Below are 19,484 nucleotides of genomic sequence, written 5' to 3'. Positions count from 1 at the left end.
GGTTCATCCAGTCGCGAACTACACGGCAGCCCCTCTCAACTGTCAGAATGAGGACTGGCTGCGGCCAACCTGTATGAGCCGCAGAAAGGTTATTCTAAAAAGCACTGTTGATGTTGGTTTCTTCCCCGGTTGTCCTAGCTTTATGTCCCCTGCGGATGTTTCCAAAGTAGCTTCGGACTTGGATTCCCTCCAGTCCGCGCTCTTGGAGGATCGCCGAGATGCTCTCGCTGTGCCGAAGGAAGTGGCCACACACCCAACAGGTTCAGTCCCATCTGGCGATTTGGATCGTATTAACTTGGGTTGTAAAACTGACAAGGAGCAAGGAGCAGAGGCTAGCAGACGAATGACCGATAGAGTCCGACTTTACGAGATTGCCCGCGAAATGGGATGTGACAATCGCGAGGTGCTGGAGGTTTGTGAGCAGTTGGGGATCCCTTTCAAAAGCCATAGCAGCACCATTTCTCCAGAGCAAGCCGAGTTGGTGCGCAGCAAACTGAGTGAACCTCGCGTTGTGAAACCGACTCGTCCCCGGCTCCGGCCCAAGCTGCAACCTGAGAGCTCTCAACCGCAGCCTCCCGTCGAAGCCAAAGCAAGTGAGCGCCCTCAGCACATTGTCGGCATTCGCCGGCCCGCTCCTGCTCAACAGCAAGCTGCTGCTGGTGAGGCCAGTTCTTCCAAGCCTTCGCCGCAGCGACCCGACCAGCTCTCCTCTGAAAAAGGGGCTGCCGGTGGCAGCCTCGAATTGATAGGCCCGCCGCGGCGGCAAGTCGATCCGCCTGCGCGCCCGGCTGCCCAGGAGCCGCAGCCGGCAGCTGCTTCTACTCGCCCTGAGGCTGCCGCCAAAGCCGGCAGCCCCGAACCTAGCCCTGCTCCGGCGGCCAAGCGACCGACAGTGCTCCCCCCCCCTCGACGAGCCGCCTCTGGGCCCGAGCCGCCGCAACGGGCCCCTGAATCCCGTCGCCCTGGCCTTGCGGAGGCGCCCTCCCCCAGCGGCGCTCGTACCTCTCCTCCTGTCGAGGAAAAGGTTTCTCTCCCTCAAGCTGAACAGCGCCCGCGTCCGCAATTGGTGGGCGCGCCTGTCCGCCCTGGCACTCGTCCCGAGCCGCGCTCGCCGGTGGCCAAGAAGGAAGAGAGCTCCGACAGCGGCAAAGCTGACGAGGCTCCTCGTCCGCAGCGGCGGCTGGAATTGGTAGGGCCTCCTACCCGTCCTGTGGCTAAGCCTCTTCCCCCTGAGCCGGATGCTTCCCCTCGCTTGCCAGAAGGGATCCCTGAGGAACGCCCCACGCCGGTGTTGGCCGAAGCTCCCGTGCGGCCTGCTGCGCCCAAACTCAAGCGCAAGACGGTGGAAGAAGAGGACGAGGAACTACAAGCCCTCGAACGACGGGCCGGCCGCACCCAGGCCAAGCGCAAACGCAGCCGCAGAAGAGAGGAAGGAGACGGAGACGTTCTGGATTTGGATCCCTTGACCGTCCTCTCCAGCGTCAAGCAGGCGGAGCTGAACGCGCTCAAACCCTTGGCGCGCCCCACCGCCAAGCCCCCCTCCTATCGTCCGCCCGCGGCAGCAGCTCGCCCTCGCCCGGCTGCTGAGCGCCCCCAGCGGCCCTCGGCCTCCGCCGAAGCTACTGCTCCTGAGGCCGCAGCAGAATCCTTGCCAGAAGAGAAGGTATTGCTCCTGGAGGGCAGCCTCACCGTGCAAGAATTGGCCCGCCGCCTGCGGGTAGCCGAAACCGAGATCATCAAAACCCTCTTCTTTAAAGGAGTGAGGGTGACCATCAACCAGGTTTTGGACGAGTCGCTGGCCGAGTCGGTGGCCAAAGAGTTGGGCTACGAAGTACGTCGGCCCGAGGCAGAGCCCAAAGCCAAGAAAACCGAGATCCTCGATCTGGAGGACATCGACCATCTGGTGCCACGTCCGCCGGTGGTGACCATCATGGGCCACGTGGATCACGGCAAAACCACTCTGCTCGATGCCATCCGCCACACCAATGTGGCCCAGCGAGAAGCCGGCGGGATCACCCAGCGCATCGGCGCTTACCACGTGGACGTGGACTTCGAAGGCCAGAAGCGGCGCATTGTTTTCCTGGATACTCCCGGCCACCAGGCCTTTACCGCCATGCGCGCTCGCGGCGCCCGCGTCACCGACATTGCCGTTTTGGTGGTGGCTGCCGACGACGGGGTGCAGCCGCAGACGCTGGAGGCCCTCAGCCACGCTCGCGCAGCCCAGGTGCCGATCATCGTGGCCATCAACAAGATCGACAAGCCCGGCAGCCAGCCGGAGCGCGTCAAGCAGCAGTTGGCAGAGCACGGCCTGTTGCCGGAGGAGTGGGGCGGCGACACGCCCATGGTGGAGGTGAGCGCCCTCACTCGCCGCAACCTGGACGCGCTGCTGGAGATGATCCTGTTGGTGGCCGATGTGGCGGAGCTGCAGGCCAACCCCAACCGGCCTGCCCGCGGCACCGTGATCGAAGCCCACCTGGACAAGGCTCGCGGCCCGGTGGCTACTCTGTTGGTGCAAAACGGTACCCTGCGGGTGGGCGATACCCTGGTGGCCGGCGCCGTCTTGGGCCGGGTCAAGGCGATGATGGACGACCGCGGCCAACGGCTGCAGGAAGCGGGGCCCTCTTCGGCGGTGCAACTGTTGGGCCTGGAGGAGGTGCCCGCAGCGGGGGATGAGTTCCAGGTGTACGCCGACGAGAAAGAAGCCCGGCGGATTGCCGAGGAGCGAGCGGAAGCCCTGCGGCAAGCCCGTCTGCAACAGGCGCTGCTGTCGCGGCGGGTGAGTTTGGGCAGCATCTCTGCCAAGGCCCAGGAAGGCCAGCTCAAGGAGTTGAACTTGATCATCAAGACGGACGTGCAGGGATCCGCCGAGGCCATCCAGACGGCGCTGCAGGATCTGCCGCAAGAAGAAGTGCGCTTGCGAGTGCTTCTAGCAGCTCCTGGGGAGATCACCGAGACTGACGTGGATCTGGCAGCAGCCAGCGACGCCATTATTCTGGGTTTCAACACCAGCTTCGCCCCCGGCGCGCGGCAGGCTGCCGACGACAAGGGGGTGGATGTGCGCGAATACGACATCATCTACAACTTGCTGGACGATCTGCGGGCAGCGATGGAGGGCCTGCTGGAGCCGGAGGAGGTGGAGGAGCCGCTGGGCCAGGCGGAAGTGCGCAAAGTCATCCCCATCAGCCGCGGTGCGGTTGCCGGCAGCTACGTGCTCTCCGGCAAGGTGCAGCGCAACGCTCTGGTGCGGGTTCGCCGCAAAGGGGAGGTGGTCTACCAGGGCCGTCTCGATTCTCTGAAGCGCTTCAAGGACGACGTGCGGGAGGTGGCCGCCGGTTTCGAGTGCGGGATCGGCATCGAGAAGTTCGATGCCTGGCAAGAAGGGGACCTTATCGAGGTCTACCAGATGGTTACCAAGCGGCGGACGCTGGCTCCTGCCTAGTTAATTTGGGTGGCCTAGCGTCGCAGGGATCCCAGTCCAGGGGATCTAGGAGGGAGGATTTGCTCCAGAACAACGGAAGCAGTTGCTAAGTGGAGGGGAGGGATGCAACGGAGCCAGAGATTGAGTCAGATGTTGTTTGTAACCCTGCGGGAGGATCCTGCCGAAGCAGAACTGATCAGCCACAAGCTGCTGCTGCGGGGCGGCTTTATCCGGCGGCTCTCCCCGGGGATCTACACCTATTTGCCGCTCCTCTGGCGGGTTTTGCAAAAGATCTCGGACATCGTCCGGGAGGAGATGAACGCCATCGGCGCTCAGGAGTGTCTGCTGCCCCAGTTGCAGCCAGCCGAGATCTGGCGGGAGTCGGGCCGCTGGGACGTGTACACCCAAGCGGAAGGGATCATGTTCGCCCTCAAAGACCGACAGGGGCGCGAGCAGGCCCTGGGCCCTACCCACGAAGAGGTGATTACCCTGCTGGCCCGGGATCTCATTCGCTCCTATCGCCAGTTGCCGCAAATTCTCTATCAAATCCAGACCAAGTTCCGCGACGAGATTCGACCCCGCTTTGGCCTGCTGCGCGGGCGGGAATTCCTCATGAAAGACGCCTACTCCTTCCACGCCAACGAAGAGAGCCTGCGCCAGACCTACCAGGACATGTACCGGGCCTACGGCCGCATCCTGCGCCGCTGCGGGCTGGAGTTCTGCGTGGTGGAGGCCGACGCCGGCGCCATCGGGGGGCCATCGGCAGCCTCGCAGGAGTTTATGGTGTTGGCCTCTGCCGGAGAAGACGAGATCCTCTACACTCCTGATGGCTCCTATGCCGCCAATGTGGAGAAGGCCGTCTCCCTTCCGCCGCCAGCAGCAGACTCCCCCTACACCACCTTCCAGGTTCTGGACACGCCGGGAACGGAAACCATCGAGAAGCTGGCCAATTTCTTGAAGATCTCCCCCACTCTGATTGTCAAAAACGTCCTCTACCAAGCCCTTTACGACAACGGCCTACGGGTGGTGGTGCTGCTGAGCATCCGCGGCGATCAAGAAGTCAATGAGGTGAAGCTGGCCAACCACCTCAACCGTCTGGCGGAGCGCTACCAAGCCAACAAGTTGCTCAAGCTCACCTTGGCGGATGCGGAGATCCAAAAAAGCTGGCAAGGGGATCCGATCCCCGTGGGCTACATCGCGCCCGACCTGCCGGATAGCTGCCTGGGCCGGCAGAAAAACCTGGCCCCTCAGATCCTGCGCCTGGCCGACCAGACGGCAGCCCTGCTGAAAAACTTTGTAACCGGCAGCAACCAGGTGGGGCGGCACGTAGTGGGGGCCAACTGGGGCGAGCAGTACCCCCTGCCGGAGGTGGTGGACGTGCGCAAAGCGCAAGCCGGGGATCGCTGTCTGCTCAACCCCGACCAGATTCTGGAAACCGCCCGCGGCATTGAGATCGGCCATATTTTCCAGTTGGGCCTCAAGTTTTCGCTGCCGATGCGGGCCAGCTTTACCGACGAGCAGGGATCCGAGCAGCCCCTGTGGATGGGCTGCTACGGCATTGGGGTATCGCGCCTGGCCCAGGCGGCGGTGGAACAGTCCCACGATGCCAATGGGATCATCTGGCCGGTGGCGATCGCCCCTTATCACGTGGTGGTGGTGGTGCCCAACGTCTCCGACCCAGAGCAGACGAAGGTGGCGGAAAAATTGGTGCAGGAACTGGCTGCTGCCGGCATCGAGACCCTCTGGGACGACCGGGACGAGCGGGCCGGCGTCAAGTTCAAAGATGCGGATCTCATCGGGATCCCTTACCGCCTTACCACCGGGCGCAGCCTTAAGCAAGGCAAGGTGGAATTGGCCGAGCGGGCCACCGGCCAAGCGGTAGAAATTCCCATTGAGGAAGTGGTGGCTACCCTCAAAGAGCGGATTGCTGCCGCTCTGGCTGTGCCAGATTGAGCAGGGCTTTTGTCGTAACCAATGCTGAACCTCTCTCTTCTCAAGGAAGACGAATCCTATACTTTTCGCTCTTATTTTGAGATGCCCTACGAGCCAGAGGAAATCCTGGCTCAGTTTAGCTACCGTCTGGAGATAGGAGAGTGGACATGGCCCGTTGCCCCTGCCCTACCCCAAACCCCAGCTCTGAAAAACCGGATCCGACAATTGTTGCCTTTGGTCAGCCTCACCAGCGAGACAGCCCGCCGAGAGCTGCTGGTGGCCCCTGTGCTGACGGAAGTGGCTCTTCACTGTCGAGTTCCTTTGCGGCTGGAATATCCCCTGATGGTCAACAATTGGCTCAAGGGCAGCCTTGATTATCTCTTGCGGGGCAAGAACATCCTGCTGGTGGTTGAAGCCAAAAAGGACGATCTGACGCGGGCTTTTGTCCAAATGGCGGTGGAGATGATCGCCCTGGCCCAGGTGGAGCCGCAAGCGCAGATCTACGGCGCTGTTACCATTGGATCTATCTGGCAGTTCGGGCAGATCCTTGGGGATCCGCGGACAATCCGACAAGACTTGACTTTGTACCGAGTACCGGAAGATCTGGAGAGCGTTGCCGGCATCCTCACGGCCATGGTAGGGGATCCCAGCCAACCATGAAACCCAAAACCCTCTGGTTTGCCCTGCAATTGATGGTGGCCGCTGCCGGGATCAGCGCGGCCATCAAATATGGCGGCCCCTACTTGGCCTTGCCGGAGACCCTGCCGGTGATCCTGGCCATGATCGTCTCGCCCGCCCTGGTCATGGCCGGGATCCTGTGGCGCTGGCAACAGCGGTCTTCTCTCTCCCCAACCCGCGCTCAAGACCGCCAGGGATCCCCGCCAACTGCAAACTCTGAGAATCCAAAAATCTCTCAGCCGCCTTTCCATTGACCCTCACCCCCAGCCCCTCTCCCTCTGGGAGAGGGAAGCTTGGGCGCCACTGCCAGGCCGGCAGGGCGACACTCTCAGTCCAGCCAAGGGGACAGGCTACTGCTGGGTGAGGCGCAAGGTTACCGTCGGGCTGGTTTGGTTGCCGGAAGTGGCCGTGAGATTGATCTGATACACCGTGCCGGAGGCCGGAATGGGCGGCCGCACCGTAACGGTGAAGCGGCCCTGGGCATCGGCTTGCACAGTTTGGTTGGTCACCGTCTGTTGGGCGCTGATGATGCCCCCCAGCGAGGTCGAAGCCGTTACATTCACCCGCACCGAAGCGTTGGGAGCCGTCGTGCCCTGCAGCGTAAAGGAAGAGCCGGAAACCCGATCCCCATCGCGCAGGTTGGTGATCTGGGGCAGCAGGCTGGAGAGGCTGATCGTCGCGGCAACCTCTTGGGTGGCGAGCCGCTGGATACCACCGGCGGCCCCCTCGATCAGGCGGGCGGGCTGTTCTGCGGTCATAAAGCGCACCTGGCCGCCGTTTTCCAGGCGAGCGATGACGATCCCTTCGCGGGTGGCATCTTTTGGCTCGATCAGGGCGTTGACCACATAGGTGCCGCTGGAAACTTCCTGAGCCGGCAGGGTTTGCACCTGCCGCCCGTCCTGGACAAGGTAAACGGTTACCCGGCTGGAAGGAGTGCCTTTGACGGTTACCAGCAGGATCTCGCCCGCCGCCAAGGGGCGATTGCCGGCGTTGTGATCCACCAGGTCGATAGAGGCGCGGACGGGGTTACCCACGGTGAAGCTCCAGGTCACGCGGCGGGTCACCCCCTGGGTATTGGTGAACTCCAGCAGGACTTCCCGCCGTCCCGGCGGTAGCGGCTGCGAGGGACGGTAGGTGAAGAAATCCCGGGTAATCACCGACTCGGCAGTAACATCTTTGCCATCCACAAAAACCCGCACCGTCTCCGGACGCACGCTGACCCCATCTTGGCTGCGAAAAGAAGCCGAGATTGGCGAGGTGGGCTCCACATTGGTGGCCGCTTGAGCCGGGCTGGGATCCGTAATTTGTTGAGCCCTTGCCGGCAGGCCCGACAACCCCACCACCGCAGCGCCCATCACCAAGGCACGGGGAAACCAAGAATACAAGTTATCGCTCATGAGACCATCCAAAAAAAGTAAAAGTAAAGGACACTTCAGTTAGGTTACAGGCGAGTAGCTCAAAGGCAGAGCAAAGTCTACAAGAACATCGACCTGGACATCCTGTTTGCATCCTGTCATAGGGGTCGATTGCTGTCGATACGCCTAAACCTCGGGTTGGCTCTCCAACAGACCCAGCTCCAACGTCAGATTTGAGTAAGGTTGACTGCCATGTAAACTACCCGGCTCCGACCGCCCCCCTTCCAGCCCCCAACCCCCGTATACGGGGGCAGGGGGGCGGGGGGATTGAGGGGGGTACGAAGCGGGCTTTTGGTAGCCCTGCAGTTGGCAAGCCAACCACGGGCCCCCCTCTTGTCCCCCCGCATGCGGGGGGATGTAGGGGGGCTGGTTTACAGCAACCCCCAAAAGTGCAATCCCGTTGGCACCGTTAAAATCTGCATCCCCTTCCCAACCACAGAGCGGGTTCACACAACGAAAATGCTTCCCTTCCCGTTGCTCAATCCAAAAACACTGGTGGCAGGTCTGCGAGCTGTAGGCAGGTGGCACCACCACAACCTGGATCCCTGCTCTCGCTGCCTTGTAGTGCACAAACTGCCTCAGTTGATAGAACGCCCAACTATTGGACCGCCGACGCTCGGTTTTGCTGCGCGGCGGTCGGTGGCTACGTTCCCGGATCCCCCCGCCCCCCAGTCCCCCCGTGTACGGGGGGATATAGGGGGATGCGGCGTTCATCTTCGCAAAGTTTAGAACCCGGTCGGGATCCCAAAGGCTATCTTTTGCCCGTTCAAGCTGGCATCAATTCACGAAAATAGCGCCTGTCTCTTGTAAATCGAGACAATGGTCGCCGGAGACATCGTTGACCAGGCGCACCTCTACGGTGATTACATTCAAGGGATCCACGCTCACCCGGTAGCCCACTGGGGACAACATCGGCGTGTTGATGGCCATGCAGTTGGGGATCGGCAGGTTGCTCAGACGCAGCGTTTCTCCCGGCGGAAGTTCCGACACCTTCTGGCGCGGATCGGTAAAGCCGTATTCCAGAGGCAGGCCGGTGCGATTGTGGATCACCAGCTCAGCAGGCAGGTTGGGGTTGAAGCGGGCCACCGGGCGATCGAAGACCAATTGATCCACACCCACCGGCAGGCGAGGCAGCGGCACTGTCCGAAAGGCAGGCTGAGCGACAGCACGGTGTCCACCCACCCAGGCTGACAAAGCGACCATGATCAAGCCGAGTCTTTTGCTTCCTTTCGCGTACCTCATGCCTCTGCCTCAGAATGCGCCTTGAAATTGGGATCCCCTTCCTTGCCTGCTTGTATTGTTCCCAAAAAGGGCTGGCCGGGCCAGGTGGTCGCTGTTTTTTCAAGGGTACGCCTCAGCAAGCTCCCCTTCCAGCTACCGCAGCACCGCACGGCAGAAATTCCGGGGGAGAAGGTTAAATTAGAGTTAACGGGGCATAAAGAGGCATGGCTATGCCAGAAAAACTGGAAAAACCGGAGAAAAACTACTCCTGGAAGGGCAGTGCCAACGCAGGCCGGGTACTGACGATTTTGGCCGTCGTGGGGGGAGCGGTGATTTTGCTGGCGGGCTTCCTGCAGTAGGCCGAGCTGTCAGATCCTCAGTTGCTCCAGGAACATCAGCATGTCGCCAGAAGCCAACGTTTTCCCTTCAAGGCGGGGGTGGAAAGGGTTAGCTTTCCAGAGGAAAGCGGATCTGGGGTCGTTTTAAACAAAGTTATGAAACTATGAAACAACTTTCTCGCTCCCCTCTCCCACAAGGGGAAAGGAGGTGGGGGGGAGGGGGCAAGGTTCTTAACCTTGTTTGAAACAACTGCAATGTTTTGCAAGTCCTGCTGAACAAGTTGTCAGCCTTCGCTAAGTCTTGTCAAGTTGTGCCACCATTGGGCAGCAAAAAAGACCCAGCAGAGAAGGGATCCCTGCTGGGTTTAGGCCGGAGGAGCAGAAACCTTAGCTTAGGAGACGGCGCGCGGTATTGAGCACATTCTCCACCGTGAAGCCGAACTTCTCCATGCACACGGGGCCGGGGGCAGAAGCGCCGAAGCGGTCGATGCCGATGGCCACCCCCTCAAAGCCCAGGTACTTGTGCCAGCCAAAGGTGGATCCCGCCTCGACGGAGACGCGCTTGGTGACCTTGGGGGGCAAGACCTCGTCGCGGTAGCTCTGGGGCTGGGCCTCAAATAGCTCCATGCAGGGCATGGAGACCACCCGTACCGCCCGGCCTTCCTGCTGCAGTTGGGCAGCGGCCTTCACCGCCAGCTCCAGCTCTGAGCCGGTGGCGATTAGGATCAGTTCTGGGTTGGGAGTATCCACCACTACATAGGCCCCCTTGGCCACCCCCTCAATGGAGGTGCCTTCCACGGGGTTAACCGCCTGCCGGGTAAACACCAGCACCGAAGGGGTGGAGGTGGACTCAAGGGCTACTTGGTAGGCTCCCACCGTCTCGCGGGCATCAGCGGGGCGGATGACGTAGAGGTTGGGGATGGCCCGCAGGGAAGCCAGCGTCTCAATGGGCTGGTGGGTGGGGCCGTCTTCTCCCAGGGCAATGGAGTCGTGGGTCATAATATGGAGCACCCGCGCCCGCGAGAGGGCCGACAGGCGAATGGCCGGCCGCATGTAGTCGCTGAAGACCAAGAAGGTGGCGTCGTAGGGAATGAGGCCGCCGTGCAGGGCTATGCCGTTGGCAATCGCCCCCATACCGTGTTCCCGTACGCCAAAGCGGAAGTTGCGCCCATGATAGGAGCCGGCCTGGAACTCCGGGATCCCCTTTAAATAGGTCATGTTGGAGTGGGCCAGATCGGCGGATCCGCCCAGCAGCTCTGGCACCGCCTTGGCCAAAGCATTGAGACAAAACTTGGAGAGGTTGCGGGTGGATTCTTTGCCGGTTTCGGCAATGGGAGCCAACGCTTCTTTCCAGCCTGCGGGCAGCTCCCCGGCCATGATGCGCTTGAATTCGGCGGCCTCTTCCGGGTAGGCCTTCTCGTAGGCGGCAAAGCGCTCGTTCCACTCCGCCTCGGCCTTGGCCCCCTTATCGATGGCCTGGCGGAAGTGGGCCAGCACCTCGTCGGGAATGTAGAACTCCGGCTCCAGCGGCCAGCCCAGACTTTGTTTGGTGAGTTTCACCTCCTCTGGCCCCAGCGGCGCCCCGTGGACGCTCTCCGTGCCGGCTTTGTTGGGGGATCCGTAGCCGATGGTGGTCTCGACAATGATCAAGGAAGGCTTGTCGGTAACTTCTTTAGCTTTCTGGATAGCGGCGGCAATTCCCTTCAGGTCGTGGTTGCCATCTTCCACTTTTTGCACATGCCACCCGTAGGCCTCGTAGCGCTTGCCCACATCTTCGGTAAAGGCAATTTCCGTGCTGCCGTCGATGGAGATGTGGTTGCTGTCGTAGAGCATGATCAGCTTGCCCAGCTTGAGGTGGCCGGCCAGCGAGGCCGCTTCCGAGGCCACCCCCTCCATGTTGCAGCCGTCGCCCAAGATCACATAAGTGTAGTGATCCACAATGGTGTGACCGGGCTTGTTGAAACGGGCGGCCAAGTGGGCCTCGGCAATGGCCAGCCCAACGGCGTTGCCCACCCCCTGCCCCAGCGGTCCGGTGGTTACCTCCACACCGGGGGTTTCAAAGTTTTCCGGGTGGCCGGGGGTTTTGGATCCCCACTGGCGAAACTGCTTGATGTCCTCTAGGCTCACATCAAAGCCGGTCAGGTGCAGCAGAGCATACTGCAGCATGCAGCCGTGGCCTGCCGAGAGGACAAAGCGATCCCGATCCACCCATTTGGGGTTGCGGGGATTGAACTTCAGGAACTGCTGCCAAAGCACATAGGCCATGGGTGCTGCCCCCATTGGCAGGCCGGGGTGACCCGAGTTGGCTTTCTGAACAGCATCCACCGCCAAAAAACGAATCGTGTTGATGGCAAGTTGTTCCAGAGAGGGAGGAGCAGCAACAACCATGTGGGGATCCCTATCGCTCGACATTCGCTTTCCAGTATGCCTTGACACGCCCACCGCCTAAAGGCGGGGGATTCTCGTCAAGGCGCTGTCAAGATGCCTCTAGACAGTTCCTTGAGGCAAGGCCCCAAGGTTCTGCTGGCTTGTCTGGGCAGGTTGGCTGAGACGTTGGCATTTCCCGGACGCTTGCCACCGGTTGGGTTTTTCACCGTGACTAGGGGCTCGCCTGAGAACGGTACGCCTCGGTGACAACTATACCATTGGCGAGCAGCTAAAGTTTGCTTCGCCTTTAAGGGCGGGGCTACTGAGCTATCCTTTTTCGGGCTTTGGCCACCGAGCCCGGTCTCGGCTGGGCAATAATGACAGGCTAAGCTGAGAGATACGCTTGCCGCCATTTCTGGTTGGAGGGTTTCATTGAGCGCTGTTTCTTCGCCTAGCGGCAAACCTCCCTGGCTGCGGGCCAAAGCCCCCCAGCGGGCCGGATCCGTCCAGCAACTGCTGCGGGACTTGGGCCTGAATACCGTTTGCGAGGAGGCTTCCTGTCCCAACCTAGGGGAGTGCTTTGCCAACGGCACCGCCACCTTTTTAATCATGGGCCCGGCCTGTACCCGCGCCTGCCCCTACTGCGATATCGACTTCACCAAACGGCCTCCGCCTTTGGATCCCACTGAGCCGCTGCGGGTGGCCACAGCGGTGCAACGGCTAGGGCTACGCCATGCGGTGATTACCTCGGTGAATCGGGACGACCTCCCCGATGGGGGAGCCAGCCAGTTTGTTGCTTGCATTACCGAAATCCGCTGCCGCATGCCCCAGACAACCATCGAGGTCTTGATCCCAGATCTGTGCGGCAACTGGCAGGCCTTGGAGCAAATTCTCGCCGCCCGCCCGACGGTGCTCAACCACAACACGGAAACCGTGCCCCGCCTCTACCGGCGAGTGCGCCCCCAGGGGAACTACGAGCGTTCCCTGCGGCTTTTGGAACTGGCGCGGCAATGGGATCCCGGCCTCTACACCAAGTCGGGGGTGATGCTGGGCTTGGGAGAGACCGCCGAGGAGATTTTGCAGATAATGCAAGATCTACGCCGGGTAGGCTGCGACATCCTCACTCTTGGCCAATACCTTCCTCCCAGCCCCAAACACCTGCCGGTGGAGCGCTACGTGCCCCCAGAGGAGTTTGACCACTGGCGACAGGTGGGGGAAGAGTTGGGCTTTTTGCAGGTGGTGTCCTCCCCGCTTACCCGCAGCTCCTACCATGCCGAGGCTGTCCAAGAGCTGATGCAGCGCTTTCCTCGACCAGGAACGTAGACCTAGGGGGATGGAGTCCCTGCGGAGCAGGAACAGCGGGGTCAGCTTTGCAGGCCGGCTGGCCAGCAACGCGGAGCCTAGGCGCAGAGAGATTTTCTGCGCTGGGGGGATGCGCTAGGATTGAAATGAAGAGATAGGAGGGGCAGGCGGTCGCGTCCTCGCTGCCGCCACCAGGCAGCAGGATGAGGAAAGTCCGGGCTTTCAGAAGAACACACCGCTGGGGAAAGCCCAGTGCGGGAAACCGCGAGGATAGTGCCACAGAAACATACCGCCGATGGCTGGGATCCCAGCACAGGTAAGGGTGCAAAGGTGGGGTAAGAGCCCACCAGCAGCGTCGTGAGGCGCTGGCTCGGTAAACCCCGGTGGAAAGCAAGGCCGCAGCCGCAGGACTATGGCTGTTCTTCGCCCCTGTCGGCTGCACCGAGGTCACGGTACTCAGCCAAGCGGTTGGGGGAGGGTGGTCTCGGTGGTGGTGAGCCGCTAGAGGGTGATGGCAACATCACTCCCAGAGAGATGACCGCCAGTGCGGGCTGCTCCTTGGAGCACCCCACTACAGAACCCGGCTTACAACCTCCTCATCTCTTCTTCTTTTTTTGGGATTGCCTCCTTCCAACCCCGAGAGAGTCTTTTGCACTAGGTTTCCTTCATGCCCCTCAAGGCTGCCATCCACAGCTTTACGCAGGCGTAGAGGAGAGGGGGAGTGCCGCTGTTGTTGTCATAAGTGCCCTTGTCCGCTGGGTCGGAGGAGGGCTGGTCGCCGTCGCCAGCAGGCAAGCCAGCGGTAACGGCTAATACAGCCGTCCCCAAAATCATCAGATGGAGAACTCCAGCAGCTGCGTGAAGGCACCCAGAGTCGACGGCTTGTAGCTCCGGGCTAGGGAGCTGCTGGAGGTAGTGGGCTAGCTGCTCTTGGGCCTGCAGGAAGCCTGCTCTCAAGGCGCGGCGATGCTCCTCGGAGTAGAAGCCTGCTTCTCCCACCAACGAGCGCACCAGCTCAGGGTTATTAGCTAGAGCTTGGAAGCAGGTTTGGACATAGCGGAGGAGAATGGCTTGTAGCTCAGAGCCCCGGAAGGTAGTGGGGTCTGCTGGGAGGGGTAAGTCGGCAATGCCGGAGAAAACTCCCAGCTCAGCAAATACAGCCAGGAGCAGCCCCTGCTTGCTGCCAAAGTGACGAAACAGGGTTACTTCATGAACGCCGGCCAAGTCTGCAATTTGACGGGTGGTGGTCTGAGTGATGCCCTGGCGGACGAAGAGGTCTCGAGCCGCGTTCAGCAGCCTTTGCCGGGAAGAAGGACGTGCCATGGTAGGTGATGGGGTAAGGAGTCAAGAGAAGGCGCTCAAGGTAGTGGCAATCTGCAAGCAGCACTTGCATTTGAGGTGAAATATCGTTAAGCTTAGCCTCAGGCGAGATCAAACCTGCTGCCTTTCTGCTCTCTCATAGCGGCTCTCACTGCTGAAGCTTGCTTGGCCAGGCCCTTGGGGATCCCGGCTTGCCTTTCAGGGACATGAGCTCGTTGTAAGCTAAGCCAGGGATGCGGTGGCCTATGCATGAGAAGCAACTTTGCGAGGAGGTATTTGATCCTGCGCTGCCCTTACTCCTTTTCTGAGGTTTTGCTGGTTCATGGCCGTTTCCCTTCCCACCCAATCGCTGGACAATCCCAACCGTTTTGCTTCGCTAGCTCAGCCTGAGCCCCAAAAGTCTTTTCGGTTTGCCTGGGAATTTGTTCTTTTTTTCGTTGTTTTTCACGCCCTCGCTTTAGTGGGCGGCATCGTTTGCTTTTCCTGGCCAGCCTTGGGGGTGGCCCTATTGCTTCACTGGTGCTTCGGCAGCTTGGGCATCTGCCTGGGGTATCATCGTCTGCTTAGCCATCGCAGCTTCCAAGTGCCCAAGTGGCTGGAATATGTCTTTGCTACCTTCGGTGCTCTCGCCATCCAGGGGGGGCCGATCTTTTGGGTGGCCGGCCATCGTCAGCATCACGCTTTTACTGAAGACGAAGAGCGGGATCCCTACTCTGCTCGCAAGGGCTTTTGGTGGAGCCACATGCTCTGGCTCATTTACCAACGGGAAGAGTTTTTTAACCGTGAGAAGTATTCTGCCTTTGCGCCGGATTTGGCTCGGGATCCTTTTTATCGCTGGCTAGACAAGTATGGGCTGCTGCTGCAACTGCCGCTGGCTGGAGTGCTTTACCTGCTCGGCGGTTGGCCGTTCGTTATCTACGGCATCTTCGTGCGGACAGTGCTGCTGCTGCACTGCACCTGGTTGATCAACTCTGCCAGCCACTTCTGGGGCTACCGGACTTTCGAGAGCGACGACAATGCCCGTAACCTTTGGTGGGCGGCTCTCCTCACCTACGGTGAAGGCTGGCACAACAACCATCACGCCGACCCGAAGTGCGTGAAAGCAGGTTTGCGCTGGTGGGAAATTGACATGACCTACTGGGTCATTTGGGTGTTGGCAAGACTGGGTTTGGCTCGTAAGTTGCACTTGCCTGCTCAAAGTCAGCCAACTCGCTAAACAGTCTCTGCCTCAGAGCTTCTAGAACCATCGACAGAGTTACCCCCGTCGTACGGGCAATTCCTGCTAAGACAGTTCGTTGTGCTGCTCGGCGGATCCCTCTCCCTTTTTTGGGAGAGGGGTTAAGGGTGAGGGGCCTGTATGCGCTAGCGCGAGCTCGTTAGCGGCGCAGAGCGCTCAAGGTCTGTCTCGACTTGGTTTGGAGCGGCTGCCCAGTTATCGGTTCCAGTTGGGAGGTGGGTCGGTATCGCCCTGCGGGGAGGTGGTAGTGCTCACCAAACAACCCAAAGGTCTGGCGTTCCGGTAATCCCTCTTCGGCAATGCAGGAGGGCTAGTCCTGTAACGGGCTGTACTGCCATGTCCCGTAGTGGTCAAGAACGCGCTGAACTTGCTCTGGGTCAGCGTCGGCCTCTTGGCGAATTTGCAGCGCCTCGATTTGGCTATCGGAGTAGCGAAAGATGGAGTCTTTTCTGCATTCCAGCTCTGCTTCCACCCCTGGAATGCAGGCCAGATGGGCAGCCACCTCTCGATAAACCATCAGGGGCATGGAATCATAACGAACAGCGTAGCGTTTCAACTCAGCAAGGCTCACGATAGGCAAGGAAAGGAGAAACTAGGGATCCAGGTAACAAACAGCTTCACCACAACGGCCAATGACATCTTGCGAATGTCTCGCTACTTTTGAGGTAAAAAAGCCCTGCTCTGCATTTAATTGCCTGCCAAAACAAAGAGGGGGCAGAGAGAGTCTCCGAGATGTGGCTAAGCAATTTTGTCGTTGGCCAACGTACAGCAATTGACCTGATCTAGGCAAACTTTTCCCCATTGCAAGGCCCAGCGCACCAAAGCGACGCGATTTGACGTTCGCGTCTTGCTCAGAATATTGCTGATGTGATTGTCAACAGTGCGCTTGCTAATCTCTAAGCGCTCTGCAATGTCCTGATTGGTCAGGCCCGCTGCGATTAACTCGAGAACCTGCAGCTCACGCTCCGACAACAAATCAGCGGAATGATAGTCTGCGCCCATTCCGAATGCCCAGTGTACAAACTGTAAGGATTACCTAGACCAATTCTAGGGGATCCCCTCCAACATGGATAGCCCCGCCGGAGGAAAATCTGGGGCAGTTCTCAGGTCGAAGGGCTTGGTGATGTTGATGGGAGCGCTTCTGGGCAGCTTTCACAGGGCATCGGCGTGTTTCCGGGGCAGCTCCACCTGCACCCACAGCCCACCTGCTTGCGGGTGATTGCGCAGACGGATTGTACCCCCGTGTAGTTCCACGATTTGCCGCACGATCGCCAGCCCCAGGCCGGTGCCGCCTTTGCTGCGGGCCCGCGCCGCGTCGGTGCGGTAAAAGGGTTGAAAGACCAGCTCAAATTGATCCTCCGGCAGGCCAGGGCCATGGTCGTACACCTCCAGCCGCACTTGCGATTCCTGTTCCGACAGGGCCACGTGAATGGGGGAGTCGGTTCCGCCATATTTGATGGCGTTGTCCAAGAGGTTAAGGACGAGGCGGTAGAGGCGCTGTTCATCTCCCCAGAGATAGAGCTGGGAGGGGCCGCTTAGATCCAGTTCCTGCTGGCGGGGCTTGGCCAGCGGTTCCAGGCTCTGCCAGGCTTCGCGCACCAAGCTTGCCAGATCCACCCAGCGCCATTGGGATCGCGATGCGGCCCCCAGGTTGAGGGCGCTCAGTTCCAGCAAGTCTTGCACCAACTGGCTGAGGCGCAGCGTCTCGTTCAGCAATCGTTCCACCCAAACTGCTTGCGCGGCATCGACGCGGCTGTGCAGGGTTTCCGCTAGCAGGCGAATCGAGGTGAGGGGGGTCTTCAGCTCGTGGGCCACATCCGAGGCCCAGCGATCCCGTTGTTGGGCCAGCAGAGTTGCCTCTAGGCGGTCTTCCAAGAAGATGGCCACGTGGGCCTGGGGCAGGGGCAGCCCCCAAGCCCGCAGCGGCACCGGTTTGTCCTCGCCCCCGGAAGGGTAGAAGATCCACTCGCGGCTCTGGATGGGAGCGGTAGCTTCCTGGCGGCGGGTGGCTTCGATAAGCTGATCCAACTCGTAGGAGCGCACCCACTCCAGCAGGAGCTTGATGCCCGGCTGCCACTGGCTGATGCGCAGCAGACGCTGGGCGGCAGGGTTACACTCCCAGACCACGTTGTTCTCGTCTACCCGCAGATATCCCCAGGGCAGGTGGTGGCTGAGATACCGCCAGTCCTGTAGGTATCGTTTTTGGCGGGCCCACTCCAGTTCTTGTTGGCGAAGGTGGTGGCTGAGCCGGCTGAGCATCTGTTCAGGCGAGCTGAGAGGCAGGGCCAGGTGCATCAGGGATCCCAACTGTTGCAATTGGCGGCCGAAGCGGCGCCGGCTCTGCCAGAGCAAAATCAGCGTGCCGAGTAGGCCGATGCCCAACCCAATGAGGATCCCGCTTTCCAGTCCCATGGGCCCACCCCCTTTGCCGCCATTGTCGCCCAGGCATGGGGGAGTGAATACCCAACAACGACGGATACGGCATCACATCCCTAGCGACGATGCACCATCGTCGTGCTGGCCTGGTCGGTGGGCAGCAGCAAGACTTCGCTCAGGTTGACGTGGGGGGGACGGGTAACGGCAAACAGCACCACCTCGGCCACATCCATCGCCGTCAGGGGGGTGAGGCCCCGGTAGACGGCTGCCGCCCGCTCGCGATCGCCGCGGAAGCGCACTTGGCTGAACTCGGTTTCCACCAAGCCGGGCTGGATCTCGGTGACGCGAATGGAGGTGCCCAGCAGATCCAGCTTCAGTCCCTCGGAGATGGCCCGCACGGCGGCCTTGGAAGCGCAATAGACGGCGCCGCCGGGGTAGGTCTGGCGACCGGCAATGGAGCCGATGTTGACCACATGGCCCCGGCCCCGCTCCACCATGCCGGGCAAGACGGCGCGGGTAACATACAGCAAGCCCTTGAGGTTGGTATCGATCATCTCCTCCCAATCTTGCACAGCCCCGCTGTGGAGCTTGTCCAAGCCGCGACTGAGGCCGGCGTTGTTGATCAAAATGTCGATTTCAGCCCAGGCCGGCGGCAAAGACTGGAACGCCTGCTGCACGGCTGCCCTATCTCGCACATCCAAAGTCAGCAAGTATGAGGAAGCACCGTAAGCCTGCTGCAACTCCGCGGCCAGCTCCTGTAGCCGCTCCTGACGGCGGGCCACCAGGATCAGCTTGGCTCCAGAACGGGCAAAAAGCGTGGCACAGGCTGCCCCGATGCCGCTGCTGGCGCCGGTGATGAGCACAATGGCGTTTTCAAGCATAGTCCGCAAGAGTTAAGGGGCTACCAAGGGGATCCGCAACTCGAACGGGCCCCCGGCTGAAGAGAGTATTCCAGCAGCTTAACGCAGGCATAGAGCGTATCCAAGTGACATCCTCTCCCGCTAAGCCCTGACGGGCTGTAGACGGGAGCTTCCGAGAATCACTTCCCGGAGTTGCTGCTTCAACGGACTGGTAAACCAGGATCCTCCACAGCCAGAGAGCGGCAGTCCCACCGCCCCCCTATATCCCCCCGTATACGGGGGGACCTGAGTCCTCGCTTCAAAATCTCGATAGCAGCGTTCAAGTCTCTGTCCCACGACCCGCAACGGGGGCAATCATGCACCCGTTCCGACAAGGTCTTGGGAACACGCTCCTCACAAACACAACAATTTTGGGACGTACCACGGGGATCCACTCTCAACACCTGTTTGCCGCGTTTGACCGCCACTGCTGTCAGAATGTCAAGAAATCGTCCCCAGGCCGCATCCAAAATCGATTTAGCCAACCGAGTCCGTGCCAGCCCTCGGACGTTGAGATCCTCCACCACCAACAGGTCGTATTGCCCCACCAGCCAGTGCGCCACTTGGTAGTGGAACGCTTTGCGTTGTCGGGCAACGTGCAACTGCAAACAAGCGACTTTCGTGGCCTGTTTCTTCCAGTTGGCGGATCCCTTCACTTTGCGGCTCAGTTGCCGCTGCTGTCGAGCCAAGTGTTTTTGGGCTCGGCGGTAGTGCCGCGGGATAGGCACCACCTCCCCATCGCTGGTGGTGAGAAACCTATCCAATCCCACATCAATGCCCACCGCCTTTTTGATCGGCACAGGCTCTGGGAGAGGAACGCTTTTGTCTTCCAAGCTGATGCAGACATACCACCCATCGGCCTTGCGCACCACTGTGCAGGTTTTGGGCACAAACCCCTCTGGTAAGGGGCGGTGCAGCACCACAGGCATCGAGCCAATCTTGCTCAGCCGCAGAGTCTCCCCTTCCAGATGCGCTCCCGCC

16 protein-coding genes, 1 other RNA gene and 1 pseudogene are annotated in these 19,484 nt (G+C 60.5%); 8 read left to right on the top strand and 10 right to left on the bottom strand.

Features of this window, described 5'->3' with window-relative positions; genetic code table 11:
* The first annotated feature begins 343 nt into the window (after positions 1–343).
* The 4 genes from infB to SYN63AY4M2_RS09835 all read left to right on the top strand — a co-directional run bounded on the left by infB (position 344) and on the right by SYN63AY4M2_RS09835 (position 6,282).
* Positions 344–3,439 carry a translation initiation factor IF-2 gene (infB, locus tag SYN63AY4M2_RS09850; RefSeq protein ID WP_011431138.1) on the top strand — a complete coding sequence of 1,032 codons (3,096 nt, stop codon included), beginning with the start codon at positions 344–346 and terminating at the stop codon, positions 3,437–3,439.
* Between the two features lie 102 nt (positions 3,440–3,541).
* A complete protein-coding gene (locus SYN63AY4M2_RS09845) occupies positions 3,542–5,371 on the top strand; it encodes a proline--tRNA ligase (protein WP_099887354.1) in 1,830 nt (609 codons plus the stop codon).
* A 21-nt stretch (positions 5,372–5,392) separates the two neighbouring features.
* Entirely contained in the window at positions 5,393–6,010 is a 618-nt protein-coding gene (locus SYN63AY4M2_RS09840) for a hypothetical protein (RefSeq protein WP_011431140.1), read from the top strand.
* A complete protein-coding gene (locus SYN63AY4M2_RS09835) occupies positions 6,007–6,282 on the top strand; it encodes a hypothetical protein (RefSeq protein WP_011431141.1) in 276 nt (91 codons plus the stop codon). The genes SYN63AY4M2_RS09840 and SYN63AY4M2_RS09835 overlap by 4 nt, the downstream gene beginning before the upstream one ends.
* 96 nt (positions 6,283–6,378) lie before the next feature.
* Here SYN63AY4M2_RS09835 and SYN63AY4M2_RS09830 read toward each other — a convergent pair whose 3' ends face one another.
* The 3 genes and pseudogenes from SYN63AY4M2_RS09830 to SYN63AY4M2_RS09820 form a co-directional block, all read right to left on the bottom strand.
* Entirely contained in the window at positions 6,379–7,425 is a 1,047-nt protein-coding gene (locus SYN63AY4M2_RS09830) for a hypothetical protein (RefSeq protein ID WP_228375300.1), read from the bottom strand.
* A 294-nt stretch (positions 7,426–7,719) separates the two neighbouring features.
* Positions 7,720–8,103: pseudogene (locus tag SYN63AY4M2_RS09825) on the bottom strand (transposase); the annotation flags it as partial.
* A gap of 117 nt (positions 8,104–8,220) precedes the next feature.
* A complete protein-coding gene (locus SYN63AY4M2_RS09820) occupies positions 8,221–8,646 on the bottom strand; it encodes a hypothetical protein (RefSeq protein ID WP_187147158.1) in 426 nt (141 codons plus the stop codon).
* Positions 8,647–8,888: 242 nt separating this feature from the next.
* On the opposite strand from SYN63AY4M2_RS09820, the gene SYN63AY4M2_RS14380 reads away from it, so the two are divergent.
* Positions 8,889–9,023 (top strand): hypothetical protein, encoded by a 135-nt coding sequence (locus SYN63AY4M2_RS14380; RefSeq protein ID WP_255322487.1) that lies wholly within the window; start codon positions 8,889–8,891, stop codon positions 9,021–9,023.
* Between the two features lie 366 nt (positions 9,024–9,389).
* Here the strand turns inward: SYN63AY4M2_RS14380 and tkt are convergent, their stop codons facing one another.
* Positions 9,390–11,390 (bottom strand): transketolase, encoded by a 2,001-nt coding sequence (gene tkt, locus SYN63AY4M2_RS09815; RefSeq protein ID WP_099812860.1) that lies wholly within the window; start codon positions 11,388–11,390, stop codon positions 9,390–9,392.
* A gap of 411 nt (positions 11,391–11,801) precedes the next feature.
* Here tkt and lipA point away from each other — a divergent pair, with 411 nt between their 5' ends.
* Positions 11,802–12,692, top strand: a complete 891-nt coding sequence (gene lipA / locus SYN63AY4M2_RS09810) for a lipoyl synthase (protein WP_011431147.1) — start codon at positions 11,802–11,804, stop codon at positions 12,690–12,692.
* Between the two features lie 132 nt (positions 12,693–12,824).
* An RNA gene (gene rnpB, locus SYN63AY4M2_RS09805) (RNase P RNA component class A) lies at positions 12,825–13,276 on the top strand.
* Positions 13,277–13,325: 49 nt separating this feature from the next.
* Here rnpB and SYN63AY4M2_RS09800 read toward each other — a convergent pair.
* Positions 13,326–13,994 (bottom strand): TetR/AcrR family transcriptional regulator, encoded by a 669-nt coding sequence (locus SYN63AY4M2_RS09800; protein ID WP_011431148.1) that lies wholly within the window; start codon positions 13,992–13,994, stop codon positions 13,326–13,328.
* A gap of 319 nt (positions 13,995–14,313) precedes the next feature.
* Here SYN63AY4M2_RS09800 and SYN63AY4M2_RS09795 point away from each other — a divergent pair, with 319 nt between their 5' ends.
* Positions 14,314–15,207 carry a fatty acid desaturase gene (locus SYN63AY4M2_RS09795; protein WP_011431149.1) on the top strand — a complete coding sequence of 298 codons (894 nt, stop codon included), beginning with the start codon at positions 14,314–14,316 and terminating at the stop codon, positions 15,205–15,207.
* Between the two features lie 331 nt (positions 15,208–15,538).
* On the opposite strand, the gene SYN63AY4M2_RS09790 is transcribed toward SYN63AY4M2_RS09795, so the two are convergent.
* The 5 genes from SYN63AY4M2_RS09790 to SYN63AY4M2_RS09770 form a co-directional block, all read right to left on the bottom strand.
* Entirely contained in the window at positions 15,539–15,754 is a 216-nt protein-coding gene (locus tag SYN63AY4M2_RS09790) for a hypothetical protein (protein WP_071813563.1), read from the bottom strand.
* A 212-nt stretch (positions 15,755–15,966) separates the two neighbouring features.
* Positions 15,967–16,230: a response regulator transcription factor gene (locus tag SYN63AY4M2_RS09785; RefSeq protein ID WP_011431151.1), complete on the bottom strand. Its 264-nt coding sequence runs from the start codon at positions 16,228–16,230 to the stop codon at positions 15,967–15,969.
* A gap of 150 nt (positions 16,231–16,380) precedes the next feature.
* Positions 16,381–17,640 carry a PAS domain-containing sensor histidine kinase gene (locus tag SYN63AY4M2_RS09780; protein ID WP_011431152.1) on the bottom strand — a complete coding sequence of 420 codons (1,260 nt, stop codon included), beginning with the start codon at positions 17,638–17,640 and terminating at the stop codon, positions 16,381–16,383.
* Positions 17,641–17,720: 80 nt separating this feature from the next.
* Complete coding sequence (locus tag SYN63AY4M2_RS09775) at positions 17,721–18,485, bottom strand: SDR family oxidoreductase (protein WP_011431153.1); 765 nt, start codon at positions 18,483–18,485, stop codon at positions 17,721–17,723.
* 179 nt (positions 18,486–18,664) lie between these two features.
* The coding region (locus SYN63AY4M2_RS09770; RefSeq protein WP_240530528.1) for a transposase at positions 18,665–19,484 on the bottom strand (820 nt) is incomplete at its 5' end.

The organism is Synechococcus sp. 63AY4M2 (assembly GCF_002760475.1).
In the GTDB taxonomy this organism is placed as follows: domain Bacteria; phylum Cyanobacteriota; class Cyanobacteriia; order Thermostichales; family Thermostichaceae; genus Thermostichus.
This window is presented reverse-complemented; position numbering and strand designations above follow the sequence as displayed.